General features: G+C 29.4%; 11 protein-coding genes and 1 other annotated feature. Of the genes, 7 read left to right on the forward strand and 4 right to left on the reverse strand.

Features of this window, described 5'->3' with window-relative positions; genetic code table 11:
* Positions 1-629 precede the first annotated feature (629 nt).
* Positions 630-791, reverse strand: coding sequence for a hypothetical protein (locus KPL38_RS06570; protein ID WP_216288352.1), 162 nt, complete (start codon positions 789-791; stop codon positions 630-632).
* A 257-nt stretch (positions 792-1048) separates the two neighbouring features.
* Positions 1049-1340: a binding site (T-box leader), on the forward strand.
* 66 nt (positions 1341-1406) lie between these two features.
* Here KPL38_RS06570 and KPL38_RS06575 point away from each other — a divergent pair.
* Positions 1407-1709 (forward strand): ACT domain-containing protein, encoded by a 303-nt coding sequence (locus KPL38_RS06575; RefSeq protein ID WP_216288353.1) that lies wholly within the window; start codon positions 1407-1409, stop codon positions 1707-1709.
* A gap of 23 nt (positions 1710-1732) precedes the next feature.
* Positions 1733-3448: a biosynthetic-type acetolactate synthase large subunit gene (gene ilvB / locus KPL38_RS06580; RefSeq protein ID WP_246577844.1), complete on the forward strand. Its 1716-nt coding sequence runs from the start codon at positions 1733-1735 to the stop codon at positions 3446-3448.
* Between the two features lie 81 nt (positions 3449-3529).
* Here the strand turns inward: ilvB and KPL38_RS06585 are convergent, their stop codons facing one another.
* Together KPL38_RS06585 and KPL38_RS06590 are read right to left on the reverse strand one after the other, a co-directional pair.
* Positions 3530-4678, reverse strand: coding sequence for an NAD(P)/FAD-dependent oxidoreductase (locus KPL38_RS06585; RefSeq protein ID WP_216288354.1), 1149 nt, complete (start codon positions 4676-4678; stop codon positions 3530-3532).
* Between the two features lie 524 nt (positions 4679-5202).
* Positions 5203-5733, reverse strand: coding sequence for a nitroreductase family protein (locus KPL38_RS06590; RefSeq protein WP_216288355.1), 531 nt, complete (start codon positions 5731-5733; stop codon positions 5203-5205).
* A gap of 411 nt (positions 5734-6144) precedes the next feature.
* Between KPL38_RS06590 and KPL38_RS06595 the strand changes: the two genes are divergently transcribed.
* The 5 genes from KPL38_RS06595 (at position 6145) to KPL38_RS06615 (ending at position 14533) form a co-directional block, all read left to right on the forward strand.
* Positions 6145-7536, forward strand: a complete 1392-nt coding sequence (locus tag KPL38_RS06595; protein ID WP_216288356.1) for an aldehyde dehydrogenase — start codon at positions 6145-6147, stop codon at positions 7534-7536.
* Between the two features lie 227 nt (positions 7537-7763).
* A complete protein-coding gene (locus KPL38_RS06600) occupies positions 7764-9452 on the forward strand; it encodes an ABC transporter ATP-binding protein (protein WP_281419329.1) in 1689 nt (562 codons plus the stop codon).
* Positions 9453-11303 carry an ABC transporter ATP-binding protein gene (locus KPL38_RS06605; protein WP_216288357.1) on the forward strand — a complete coding sequence of 617 codons (1851 nt, stop codon included), beginning with the start codon at positions 9453-9455 and terminating at the stop codon, positions 11301-11303.
* Between the two features lie 224 nt (positions 11304-11527).
* Entirely contained in the window at positions 11528-12793 is a 1266-nt protein-coding gene (locus KPL38_RS06610; protein WP_216288358.1) for a hypothetical protein, read from the forward strand.
* Between the two features lie 243 nt (positions 12794-13036).
* On the forward strand, positions 13037-14533 hold the full coding sequence (locus tag KPL38_RS06615; RefSeq protein ID WP_216288359.1) for a phytoene desaturase family protein: 1497 nt from the start codon (positions 13037-13039) through the stop codon (positions 14531-14533).
* Positions 14534-14693: 160 nt separating this feature from the next.
* Here the strand turns inward: KPL38_RS06615 and dut are convergent, their stop codons facing one another.
* Complete coding sequence (gene dut, locus KPL38_RS06620) at positions 14694-15125, reverse strand: dUTP diphosphatase (protein WP_216288360.1); 432 nt, start codon at positions 15123-15125, stop codon at positions 14694-14696.
* Positions 15126-15364 lie beyond the last annotated feature (239 nt).

Raw genomic sequence — 15364 nt, forward strand, 5'->3', positions numbered from 1 at the left:
TTGTTCTATGCCCAGAATGTGATGCAAATATGATAATCAAAGGACGATGAGATTATCATATTTGCTTGGCATAAGGGTTTTTACTCGACCGTAGGGAGATTTTGTTCTTAAATATATTGAAAAAGAATTTGAGTCTGGGATGTTTTTTTGATTATGTAAGAAAATATATGACTCACTATAACAAAATAAAACATATTTGCATTTAATTATTAAATATGGTAATAATATATAGTAACAAGTGTTATAGTAGATTAAAAGAAGGAGGGGTGGATGTTATGGGGTTACCCGCAATTATAGGTTTATTAATTGTTATAGGAAGTTTAGTATGTATATTTTATGCTGTGCCAGAAGAAAAATAACTCGTATGAATATGTTAGAATATATAAAAATCATAAGAATATATCATTTATAAAAAAAGAGTCAACGTAAAAATAAAATTTTACGTTGGCTCTTCTTAGGTTATTGTAATAGGCTCATTATGGAAGCACATTGCCAGCAACCGTGTATAGAAATGTGGTTTGAAAGGCAGATGTATTATGTTATTACTAATAATGTTTATAGCTAACTAAATTATTAATTGTAGTGCTAATTTAGTTTTATCTTCTAGTAACCAAGAGTTAACTAATCAGTTATTCTTCATCATTTGTATCTTTGTATACAAAGTTACAAGGGCTTCCTTCACAATTTAGGACCTCTTCATCATTTTCACCAGTATAAATTTTATTATTATCTACATCTTCTAATTTAGTTTTATCTTCAATCTTATTATTTATTGTTTCAGCTTTTGACATAAAATCACTCCTTAAATGTATTTATTATATAATACGTTATTTTATTGGAAATGATACTAGAAATTGAAAATAAGAATAGTATGTTAATATATTTTTAAAAAAGTAAAAATCGTTTTGAATTCATTATTATAAATTTCCTATACTTGGCATAATTCCTCTTGGACCCAGAATATATTAGAAATATATATAAATTAAATTGTAGAAATTGTTTGACAATTGTGCGAATTTAGAATACTATGTGTAATAAGAATTAAATTTATAAAGCTATGAAGGAGACAAAAATATCACATTTAAGACAACAGAGAGTCAACGTTTGCTGAGAGTTGGTGTTGATATGGATATGTAATAATCACTCCTGAGCTGCTTAGTTGAAATTGAGCTAGTGTGAAAAAACACAGTTTTGCAATGAGTAAACTAAGACGGATGCCTCCGATATAGGGCTATGGTTAAGGAAATGCATTTAATTATTTCTTATGACCAAAAATAATGAGGTAATTTATAATAGTAAATTACGAACTAGGGTGGTACCGCGAATCTTTCGTCCCTATAAGCATAGATATCTATGCTTATAGGGACGAAAGATTTTTTTATTTTCTAAAAAAAGGAGGAATTGTAATGTATAAAACTATAAGTGCAAAGGTGGAACATGGTATAGAGGCTTTAGTGAGAGTTACAAATACCTTAAGAAGAAAAGAATTTAAAATAACAGGACTTGTTATGGAAGAGTGTGAAATCGGTGGGTATTCTGATTTAAAAATAACAATAGAAGAATGTTCCAATTTAGGTATAGAACAAGCGATGATGCAGCTTAGAAAGATTATAAATGTATATGAAATAAAAGAATTTAAGGATGAAAATCAAATAAAAGAAGTGGAACCGTCATTAGATTTAGTTGCTTCGGTATCAGCTTGTAAATAGAAAAAAATGTATGAACGATATAAATGTTAATAAAAAATATATTAGAAGAGGGTGAGACAATGATGCTAAGTGGAGCTCAAATATTACTTAAGTGCCTAAAAGAGCAGGAAGCGAATATTGTTTTTGGATATCCAGGTGGAGCTGTAATTCCATTATATGATGCACTTTATGATGAATTGGACTATTTCACTCATATTAGAACAGCTCATGAACAAGCGGCAGTTCATGCGGCAGATGGTTATGCGAGGGCAACAGGAAAGGTTGGAGTTTGTTTTGTAACTTCAGGACCAGGAGCTACGAATACCGTTACGGGAATTGCAACTGCATATATGGATTCAATTCCAATGGTTGTAATTACAGGTCAGGTAGCGCGGTCTTTGCTTGGACGTGATTCTTTTCAGGAAATAGACATAATGGGAATTACTTTATCTGTAACAAAGCATAGTTGTATTATAAAGGATGAAAAGGATTTGGCAGGTGAAATAAGAAAAGCTTTCGAAATAGCACGTAGTGGTAGACCAGGGCCGGTACTTATAGACATTCCAAAGGATATTTTTTTAAGTAAAACAGAATATACAAGGGTAAAAAGAGAAGATAAAAAACACGATAGCACTTCTATGATAGATTTAGGAAAAATGCAAGAAGCAGTTAAAATGATTCAGTCTGCGAAAAAGCCTATAATCTATGCTGGTGGTGGAATAAAAACAGCCAATGCTTCAATGAAATTATGTAAGTTTGCACAAATAGGGGATATCCCAGTGGCAAATACATTGATGGGACTTGGCACTATACCAAGAGATAATAATTTATCACTTGGTATGGTAGGAATGCATGGTTTTCGCGAAACAAATTTAGCAGTTACTAATAGTGATTTAGTTATAGCTATTGGTGCTCGATTTAGTGATAGAGTAATTGGGAATGCAGATGAATTTGCGCCAAAGGCAAAAATCATTCAAATAGATATTGACGAAACTGAGATAGATAAAAATAAAAAAGTAGATTTATCTTTAGTTGGAGATATGAATGCTATTTTAGAAATGTTACTTTCTTATATGAAGCAGAAAAGCAGAAAATCTTGGCATAAGGAAATAGAGAGCTGGAAGGTAGCACCGCATGTAGATGTTAAGAATGAGTGTAAGAGCCCTAATAATTTAACTCATAATAATGTGCTTAAGTGTTTAAATGAAGCGCTAGAAGAAGATACAATTGTCACGACAGATGTAGGACAACACCAGATGTGGACAGCTCAACAATGGAAATTTAATAAGCCAAGAACATTTGTTACGTCAGGAGGCCTTGGAACCATGGGATTTGGACTTGGTGCTGCAATTGGAGCTCAAATGGGAAAACTAGATAAAAGGGTGCTTTTGGTAACTGGTGATGGAAGCTTTAGAATGAGTTGTAATGAACTTCAGACAATTTCGAAGTATAAGCTTCCTATAGTTACAGTTATTATGGATAACCACACTTTGGGAATGGTAAGACAGTGGCAGAGAATGTTTAGTAATGAAAGATATTCTGAAACTGATATAGGTAATGAAGTAAATTATGTAATGCTAGCTCAAGCTTATGGTATTGAAGCATACAAGGTCACTAGTGTTTTGGAATTAATAAGTGTTCTTGAAACTGTAAAAAAAGCAAGAAAGCCTATTCTTATAGATTGTCTAATAGATAAGGATGAAGGAGTATATCCAATTGTACCACCAGGAAAATCAATTCAAGAATTAGTTTTAGAATAAAATACAAAAACAAAAACAAATAAAAGTTGAGAAATAATGAAAAAAGCCTGAGAGAAAAGATCATCTCACAGGTTTTTTCAATTATTTTGCTTTAACAAAAGTATATTTAATCGCAGCTATAAATTCCTTCCCAAAATTTCTAAAACTATAGTTTTTTATACCACAAATCATATAATGCATAAATATGCCTTTTCGACCTCTTACATTTCTGCCTAGAGATACACCAACACTTGTAATATAAATGGGTATAATCCAGCCTAAGTCAACAGGTGTAAATGATTCCATTTCTTTGCCTTCTATATGAAGGGCTATATTTTTACCTGCATTTTTCCCGGATAATTCGGCGAAATTAACAGCACGTCGAAGCATATGATCATTCTTATCTTTTATGGCGGCTGCATCGCCAGCAACATAAACCTGAGGATATTTAGGAATCGATAAAAATTTATTTACGATTATTCGTCCATCAGAAAGAGTATCATAAAGACCAACTGGTTTCAAAGAAGTCTTAACTCCACTACACCAGCAAAAGAAAACATCTTTAATAACTTCACCGTTTTTAAGAACTATGTTTTTACCATCAAAAATTTTAATCTCATTTTCTAAACTTATATTAAATTTTAACTTATCAAATTTTTTCAATACATGAGTTCGTGATTTTTCAGAAAGCATAGGTAATAGTTTTTTACCTAGTTCAACTATGGTAACATTTATTTTCTTGCCTCTCTTTTTACATAATTCATATAAATTACAAGCAAGTTCAATTCCAGTAAAACCTGCTCCGGATATTACTAAATTGACTTCTTCTTTTTCTTTTACATGGTCTAAAAATCTTTTTCTTACGTTTTCAGCAGAGGCTAAGGAATCTAAAACATTGACTTTCTCTAAATTTTGGTTAAAATTTAAGAAATTGGTTCTAGAACCTAAAGCTAGAACTAAGTAATCATACATATATTTATTATCTTTTGTATGAATTATTTTCTCATCTAGATCCACTGATGTTATGTCTTCTTTTAGAAACTTTACTGATGGTGGTATTAAATTAGTTATATTTTCTGTTATATCATTTTCGGTAAGCCTATCACTAACTATTTCAGGTAAATTAGGTAACATAGTAGTATATCCATGTTTATTAATTAAAAATATTTCATGCGAGTTAGAAAGCCTTTTTGAAAGTTCCTTAGCTGCGTTTATTCCTGCAAATCCACCACCAACAATAAAAATCTTCATACATAATCATCCTCTCATATTTTATTACTCCCTAAATTAATTGTTTATATATTCAAAGATCGTTTTTGAATATTTCATAAATCATAGTATTAAAAGTATTTTTATAAGTAGAAGCAAATACATTCTATATGTCCCTGATATGTAAGTTTCTTATTTCATAATATATCTTGTAATTATTTTATGCTTTAGGTTTTTCGCTTTATGACTATTACTGTTTATAATTAAAAATATTTTACCATTATTATAAGTATTATTAAATCTATATATAATAAGAGACATTTAATTAATAAATTAATATTAGAGTATTATAATTATCCGTGAAAATTTCACATTTATCGCCGGGAAAAATTATGTTGCTAGTAATTGTTTTAAATATAGGCATGAGTCGTAAGAAAATAAATTCCTGATTATATTTAACTATACATATAATTGTAAGGAGTGTTTTTTTCGTATTTATTGTATTATCAAACAAAAGCCCTATTATTTAATAAAATAATAGGGCTTTTGTTTGATAGATTTTATTGTTATTTAATAGTATTTATTTTAATATTGTGTTTTAATCCTTTTGTTTTAGTTAGTGATTCAATTGGATAACCTAATGCAATACCGGAAATAGGTGTAAAACCTTCAGGTAAATCGAGCTTTTTTAATAATTCTTTATCAGCAGAAAATGATGATATGAAAGCCCATAGGTAAACACTACCTATATTGATATCAGTAGCTGCGAGAGCCATGTTTTCAATAATGCAACCTGTGTTAGCTACCTCAATATTAGGAGCTTTTTCGTTTGCTTTACCTGAAACAATTATTAATGTAGGTGCACCATAAAATGGTTTCATTTTTGGATTGCCAAATGTATTTGCAGTAACTTTTGTGATTTTGTCTAATAAATCGGAATTCTGAATGACTGTTATATGTACTGAATCATATGCACCCATGCCTACGGGTGCAGCACAACCAGCATTAAGGATTACATTTAAGGACTCATCCTTAATTTGTTCAGTTTTATAACCTCGAGTGGATTTACGCATTTCTATTGTTTTTATCATTTCCATAGTTTAGATCTCCTTTTAATAATATTTTTAAAGCTATTACTTATATTATATACTTTATAAGTTAGTTACTATAACGATAGCAATTAATAAAGTGTTTAACAACATTTTGGAAGCTTCAAGTCTGCCATCTTCTATAAGTGGCAGTTGTCTAGCCTAGGAAAATTACTTTGGTGGCAGTCTAAATCTGCTTCCAAAGTTGTTAATATTGCAGCTCCGCAGGAGATGATTTAATACTATTATTATTTTTATTTTAAATGCATTTATGTATCAGGAACAAAGGTTTTACTGAACTAAATTAGGGATAATGATATAAAAGATATTGGGAATATACAACAATATGCTGTATAATTTATACAGATGCTAAGTTTATAAATGAAGGTATTAATTTAATAACCAAATGGAGGGTTTAATATGGACATAATTGATAAAACATTAGCGCAAAGTATGCTTGACGAACATAATAAGTTTTTTCATACAGATGAAACAAGAAACATGGATTATAGAATTTCTGCGCTTAAAAAGTTGAAGAGTGTAATTAAAAAATATGAAAAAGAGATAATAAATGCTTTGTACAGGGATTTAGGTAAAAGTGAATTTGAAGCTTACGGTACAGAGATTGGCTTTGTTTTAGACAGCATAGGTAATTTTATTAAGCATTTAAAGAATTGGGCTAAGACTAAAAAGGTGACAACACCGTTGCATCAATTTTCGTCTAAGGGATATATTATGTATGAGCCATATGGAACTGTACTTATTATAGGTCCTTTTAATTACCCATTTCAGCTTTTAATTGAACCTTTGGTAGGGGCTATCGCTGCTGGTAATTGTGCTATATTAAAACCTTCTGAAAGTACACCGACTGTTTCAAGTTTAGTAAAAAAAATTATTGAAGAAACATTTGAAAAAAAATATATACAAGTTGTTGAAGGGGAAAGAGAGACCACATCGGTTTTTATTAACCTAGATTTTGATTATATATTTTTCACAGGTAGTGTACCAGTTGGAAAAATAATTATGAAGGCAGCAGCCGAAAACCTAGTACCTGTAACTCTTGAACTTGGTGGAAAGAGCCCAGTAATAGTGGATAAAACTGCAAACTTAGAAATAGCTGCTAAAAGAATATTATGGGGTAAACTTGTAAATGCAGGACAAACCTGTATAGCTCCTGATTATATACTCGTGCACAAAGATGTAAAAGAAGATTTTATAGAAAAATTAAAAAGCACAGTGGTAAGCTTTTATGGTGAAGATGCTTCTAAGAGTATTGATTATGGAAGAATCGTTAATAGCAGGCAATTTGAAAGATTATCTGCAATACTTGATAAGGATGAAAACAAAATTATTTATGGTGGACATTCAAATGCAGGTGCTTTGTACATTGAACCAACAATTATTGATAAAGTAAATTGGAAGGATGCAGTTATGCAAGATGAGATATTCGGGCCAATTATGCCAATACTTGAATATGAAGATTTAGAAAAAGTTATTGCAATGGTAAATGATAGACCAAAGCCTTTATCACTATATGTTTTTACTGAAGATAAAAATGTTGAAGCGGCAGTTCTTAATAGGGTTTCTTTTGGGGGAGGTTGCGTTAATGATACTATATTCCATGTAGCAAGTTCCAACATGCCATTTGGTGGAGTTGGAAATTCTGGTATGGGCTCTTATCATGGTAAAGATAGTTTTGAAACATTCTCTCACAGAAAAAGTATATTAAAGAAAAATACTTCTATAGATATAAAACTTATTTTTCCGCCTTATGGAAATAGAGCTAAACTTATTAGAAAAATACTAAAATAAAATTGTTTTTAATAATATTGGTATTAGTTGAACATATAATTAATAATAGCAGCAAAGTTACAACAAAGAGGGCAATTTTAGTTAAATGCCTTCTTTTGTTATATTCATTCTATTGTAAAACAGCAGTGAATGTAACACAATTATAATTGTCTTATAAAATATATTATTAAAGTTTGGGGGAGTGATTTACTCTGGGTTATTTAAAAGGATATGCTCATAAGTATGGTTTGAAATTTTGCATAGCAGTATTTTTTGTAATATTTGAAGCCTTTTGTGATTTAATGCAACCGACCATAATGTCCAAAATAGTGGATGTGGGTGTTGCAAATAAAAATTTAAATTATGTAATTCAAATGGGAGTAATTATGCTCATAATTGCTGGAGTAGGAGCAATATCTGCATGTATTCGTAATGTTATTTCAAGTAATGTTTCACAAAAGTTAGGAACAGATTTAAGATATGATTTATTTAAAAAGATTCAAGAATTTTCTTTTGAGAATATTGATAAATTTGAAGGGGCCACTTTAGTTACAAGACTTACAAATGATGTAACGCAGGTTCAAAATTTTGTTAATGGACTTATGAGGATATTTGTTAAAGCACCAATTGTAGGTATTGGTAGTATTATAATGGCTGCAAGACTAAACTTGCATCTATCCATAATTTTATTTGCGATTGTACCAGTAGTAGCTATTCTTATATATTTCAATATGAAGATCGGATTCCCATATTTTATTAAGGTACAGAAGTCACTTGATAGTGTAAATGGAGTTATGAGGGAGTATTTATCAGGAGTAAGGGTAGTTAAAGCTTTTAATCGATTTAAATATGAAACTGAAAGGTTTGAAAATAAGAACACTTTGCTTACACATAATTCGGCTACAGCTATGAAAATAACATCTATTTTTACTCCAATAATTGGATTTATAGTTAATATTGGTATTATTTTAGTGATATGGATAGGTGGGATATATGTAAACATAGGTAGTATGCATGTAGGACAAATAATTGCATTTACAAATTATATGACACAAATATTGTTCTCACTTATGATGGTAACTAATGTTTTTACAATGTTTGTACGTGCGAGAGCATCTTCAGAGCGTATTAGTGAAGTGTTTTCAGAAAAAAATAGCATGATCAATGGAAATAGAATTGTAGATAATTCTAAATATAGAGGAAGAGTAGATTTTAAACACGTGTCTTTTTCATATAATAAGGATAAGGAGCCAATATTAAAGGATATATCATTTACTTGCAAGCCAGGAGAAACTGTTGGAATAATAGGCTCTACAGGTTCAGGTAAAAGTACTCTTGTGAATTTAATTCCTAGGTTCTATGATGTCTTGAGTGGAGAAATAAAAGTTAATGGTGTAAATATTAAAGAGCTAGATATAAAGTCATTAAGAGAGAAGATTGCAATAGTGCCACAAAAGGCTCTGTTATTTTCTGGAACTATATTAGAAAATATGAAATGGGGAAGTGATAAAGCAAGTTTTAAGGAAATTAAAGAAGCTTTAAAAGTAGCTGAGGCGAGTGATTTTATTGATAAACTCCCAGAAGGTTATAATGAAAAGATTGGACAAGGTGGTGTTAATTTCTCAGGCGGACAAAAGCAACGTATATCTATAGCAAGAGCATTAGTAAAAAAAGCTGAAATTCTAATAATTGACGATGCAACCAGTGCAGTCGACACAGATACAGAAGTTAAAATAAGGGCAAGCTTAAAAAAATATGCTAAGGATTTAACTTGCATATTAATATCACATAGAATAACCTCTGTAATGAGAGCTGATAAAATAATAGTAATAGATAATGGGGAAATAAAAGGTATTGGAAGTCATACAGAACTTTTAAAGAGTTGTGAAATATACAATGATATCTTCCTTTCTCAAATTGGAAAGGAAATGATGTAGATGTCTGATAATAAATATAAAGATGACAATAAAAGCGTCAATATGCTTTTTAATGGTAGAAGGGGTGGGAGAAGAAGTAATGCACCTGTAGTGAAACCGAAAAATTTTAAAAAGACTTTAAGAAGATTATGGGGTTATTTTGGAGCTGAAAGGAAAACATTAATAACAATATTTATATTTATAATAATTGATTCCGCCGTAGTGCTTTTAGGGCCATATCTTATAGGATTAGCTGTCAATGCTATGTCATCTAATAATGGAAAAGTGGATTTTAATCTTCTAAGTATAATAGTAATTGTATTATTAATATCCTATTTATCAGATGCAGCGATAACCTTATTTCAAGGGTTTGCCATGGCAAGCTCTAGTCAAAGAATAGTTATGACTATGAGAAATAATTTGTTCTTAAAACTACAAAAACTTCCGATGTCTTTTTTTGATTCAAACAGCCATGGAGATATTATGAGTAGACTATCAAATGATATTGATAATGTTAGTTCGACGATATCACAATCTGCAATTGCACTTATGGCGGGAGTTATAACTATAATAGGATCATTTATTATGATGATAATTCTAAGCCCTATATTAACTTTGGCAAGCTTAATTACAGTACCTTTAGTATTTCTATTAACTAAAGCTATTACAAAAAGGACCGGCAAGCTTTTTAAATCTCAACAAATGGAACTTGGGAAACTAAATGGACAAATAGAAGAAACTATATCTGGAATTTATATAGTAAAAGCTTTTAATCATGAAGATAAAACTGTTAAGGAATTTGATGAAATAAATCAAAGATTGTGCAAGGTTGGACTAAAGGCTCAAATATATTCTGGATTCTTAATGCCAATTATGAATGTTATAAATAATATTGGATTTGCAGCAGTGGCTGGGGTGGGCGGAGTTCTAGCAGTAGAAGGCATGATCACAGTAGGTGTAATTGCCAGCTTTTTAAGTTATTCAAGGCAATTTGTAAGACCACTTAATAACTTAGCAAACATATTTAATACACTTCAATCCGCGGTAGCTGGAGCTGAAAGGGTGTTTGAAATACTTGATGCAGGAGAAGAAACAGAAGATGTAAAAGATTCAAAGGAGCTGAATGAATCCAAGGGACATGTTCAATTTAATAATGTGTATTTTGGGTATAGAGAAGATGTAAATATTCTTAAAAATATTAATTTTGAGGCCAAAAGCGGTGAAAGCATAGCACTTGTAGGACCAACAGGGGCAGGGAAGACTACAATTGTAAACTTACTTACTAGATTTTACGATGTTACAAGTGGTGAAATATATATTGATGGTGTTGACGTAAGAAAATATACAAGAGATAGTCTTAGAAGATGTTTTGGTATAGTCCTTCAAGATACCTATCTTTTTAGCGAAAGTATAAAAGAAAATATAAAATATGGAAATCTACAGGCAACAGATTTAGAAGTACAAAATGCAGCTAAAATGGCAAATGCACATGAATTTATAAAAAGACTTCCAAGTGGCTATGAAACATTACTTTCGGAGAGTGGAAGTAATCTTAGTCAAGGACAAAGACAACTTTTAGCTATTGCCAGGGCAATATTAACAAATCCATCTATATTAATATTAGATGAAGCTACTAGTAGTGTTGATACTAGAACTGAACTTAGAATACAGGAAGCTATGCTTAAATTAATGAAGGGGAGAACTAGCTTTATTATAGCTCACAGGCTAAGCACTATAAGAGATGCAAATAAAATAATGGTTATTGATGATGGTAAAATTATAGAGATGGGAAACCATGCGGAACTTATAAATAAAAAAGGCAAATACTATAACATGTATTTTAATCAATATAATAATAGTGAAGAGGAATAAGCTAATTAGTGCAAACAAAGAATCTAATTCTTAGTAATTTTCTTTATGAATATTACTGAGAATTATAAATATGGGGTTATTTTAGTTTATTATTTAAACTTAGAAGGAAAATGATAGAAGATGTAGAAAGATTGTAAGTATTATAAATAGATATAAGTTGCCTTAATAGTAATTTTGCATAATGTATAATATGATGATTTAGTTTTTTTAAGGAGGATGTATTTATGAAACGAGAATATTTAGAATTAAAAACATGTCGCACTGAAAAAGCTGAATTTACAAAAGGAAAAGAATATATTGTACTTGATACAACAACTGAGTATACATACGAATATGATTTCAATGTATTGCCTTGTTATAGGGTTGTAAATGAGAAAGGTGGTGTTGAAATAGTTGAGCCTGATCAAATTTTCTTCCCAACACATAGATTACTACAATCCATAAAAGACGTAGTATATTTAGGCATTTTTAATTTAGACAGTTTAAAGGAGGGCGAAACATATTCTGTTTTTAAAATGGGTGAAGAAAAAGGGCAACTTGTTTATACAATATTTGATGATTCAAATAAACTAATAATATATCCCACATCTTTGTTTGCGTCGCAGGATCAATATGTTAAAATGACTAAAGAAGAACTTTTCGATTTTAAGAATGTAAAAAAAGAAGAAATATTAAAATTTGAAGATTTAAGAAAAAAAGAAACTCAAAGGGCCTTATATGAAAAATTAGAATTTGAAAATACTAAAAAAAAGGAAGTTCAAAAATCTTTAGATGAAAAAGTGAGACAACAAAACATAAAGAATTTAAATAATCTAGAAATAGAAAAATTTAAACAATTTATAAAAATTTTAAGACCAAATATAGTAAAAAATAGCACTAATCCATTGACTAATAAAATGCATAAAATCACCAATTTAATAAGTAATCTTTCAATATTTTTTATTGTTGGGTGTCTTGCTACAATTATTTCTTTATTATTTGGTAAGGTCTTAATAAGTTTAATAATTAATATAATATGTTTAGGCTCAGGTTTATTAGTTTTCATATATTCAAAAAATAAATTATCTGGAAGTTTAATTAAAGATATTCCTACAAGTAAAAAAATTGATAAAGAATCACTAAATTTAATGGTTTCATTTAGTGATGATATATTGTTAAAATTAAAAAAAATTGAATTGAATTTATTAATATTAGAAAATGGAACTACTATAAGTAGTGGAAATGTTTCATTAATCAGAGAATCTGTCTCTTTTTGTTTAGATAGTTATAAAACCAAAGATGCTAATTTACTAAAAGATATATATGTATTTTTAGATAAAACACTTGAATATATATATAGCTTGATAGATGGTGATAATTCAGCAGAATTATATATAGAAAAGCAGGTTTATGAAAATGTATCTTCCATTATAAAAAGAAATACCGATGTTTTCGACTTTATGATTTCGGATAATAAGGAAATTAAAGAAATATTAAAGAAAGTGGATTAATTTTATATAGTAAACAATTATTATAAATGTGTATTTTATAAAGGTATATAAAATTAATAAGGTTTATAAGCCAATTCATAAATGAAGTGGCTTATATTTTTTGATTTAAACTGCAGATTTTTATCAAAGTAGATTCCAATTTTAACTTCATTAATAATTAGATATAATAGAAAATTATGTCTATAAAAAAACTTTATGGTGATAATAAATAATAAGTTATTATTTGTGAAGGAGTAGTATGATATGAAAAAAAAAGTGATTATTGTAGGTGCTGGAGTTGGTGGGTTGGCCACAGCGTTAAGACTTTTAAGCAATGGATATGAGGTTGAAATTTATGAAAAAGAAGAAACCATAGGTGGAACAGTTAACTTTATTCAAACTGAAGGATTTCGTTTTGATTTATCAGCTTCTATTTTGATGATGCCTAATTCTTATAAAGAAATATTTTCATATGTTAATAAAAACTATGCTGATTATTTAGAATTTATAGAAATAGATCCTATTTATAGGCTTTTTTCTTCGGATGGAACTGCTATTGATTTTAATACCGATATGTCTTCTTTAACAAAAACATTAGAGGGCATTTCAAAAGAAGATTCATTAGGATATTTTAAATTTATATCTGATGTTTATGAAAAGTATTTAATTGCCAATAAATATTTTTTACAAAAATCTCAAGATACGCCAAAAGATTCTTTTAATTTAAAATCTATACAAGAAGCTTTCAAAGTTCATACTCTTTCAAATGCTTATGAGTATATATCTAAATATATAAAAGACGAGAAACTACGCAATTTTTTAGCATTTCAATGTATGTATATTGGTATATCCCCATTCAATGGGCCTAATATCTATACTCTTATACCAGTTGTTTCTCAGCTATATGGATTGTGGTACATAAAAGGGGGCATGTATTCATTTATTAATGCCTTATCAAAGTTAATATATGAATTTGGTGGAATCATAAAGACTGGAGTAACTGTGGAGGAAATTTTATTTTTAAAGGACAAAGCTATTGGTGTAAAAACATCTCAAAAAACAGAAAAAGCAGATTTAGTTGTATGTAACGCAGACTTTTCTTATGCTATGAAGAACTTAGTAAAGGATGAGTATTACAAAGATAAATACAATGATAAAAAATTATCTGAAATGAAATACTCTTGTTCTACCTTCATTATTCATTTGGGACTTAGAAAAGAATATCCAAAGTTAGCAGTTCATAATATATACTTGGGTAAGAACTTCAAAGAAAACATTGAGTCAGCATTCAAAGGTATGTTGCCTAATAACCCTTCTCTATATATTTATTGTCCAAGTAGAATAGATAAAAGCATGGCTAAAATGAAAGGCGATTGCTTAAATATTATGCTTCGTGTACCTAACCTCTTTTTTAAAGAAGTTAAATGGGATAAACAAACCAGTAAGTTATTGACTAATATAATTCTAAATGAATTGAAAAACATTAAAGGACTTGAGGATATAGAAGAAAATATTCAATACGAAGATTGTTTCACTCCGCTAGATATGGAAAGTAAATTTAACACTTATGGTGGTACATCTTTTGGCCTTAGTCCAACTCTAAAACAAATGAACTATTTTAGACCACATTTTAAATCAAGTAAAGTTAATAATTTATTTTTCGTCGGTAGTTCACTGCATCCTGGTCCTGGAATATCTTTAGTTTTAAATTCAAGTACTTTAGTAACAGAAGAAATCTTAAAAATGGATATATATGAGTGAAGTTATTATAAGATAGGGAGATAATAAAAAACATATATGAAAGAAACGTATTTGAAATGTAACGTAAAATACCGTAAAATTCAGAAGTCCTGAATTTTACGGTATTTTATTAAATAATTAGTTGGTGCATTAATAGTTAGTTTATTGAAAACTCCGAACATTAATTACCAGAAGATCCAAAACCACTATCATTGCGGATAGTATCATTTAATTTTTTTGCTTTTGCAATATTAACTCGCATTACAGGACTGATTACCATCTGTGCTATTTTCATTCCTTCTGTTATCTCAAAGACATTTTGACCATGGTTAATTAGAATTACTCCAACCTCACCTCTATAGCCTTCATCAATTGTCCCAGGGGTATTTAAAACAGTTATTTGATGTTTTAATGCCAATCCACTCCTAGGGCGGACTTGCGCCTCTGTATTTTCTGGCAATTCTATACTAATACCTGTATTTATTAATTTGCTTTCACCTGGTTTTAGTATTACTTTTTCAATTGAAAATATATCCAAACCAGCATCACCAGGATGTGCATATTCAGGTAGTCTAGAGTTGTCATAAAGCAATTTTACTTTTAAAATTTTCATAAATAACCTCCATTCAAGTTTCTTATTCAAAAAAACCGATTATATTATTAAAAAAAGCAAGCACAAATGAAATAGTAGTTATAATAATAATTTCATATTCATAGATTGTGCAAGTACAATATTAACTTTAACTAATATAAAGTATAATATCACATTTACTAAAATTATAGCAAAATATTTAACGACATTTCGATATATTCTTTAATTTATAATTATTCTGGATCTAACTCATATCCAAA

This window comes from Clostridium psychrophilum (assembly GCF_018861705.1).
Lineage (GTDB): Bacteria > Bacillota > Clostridia > Clostridiales > Clostridiaceae > Clostridium_AD > Clostridium_AD psychrophilum.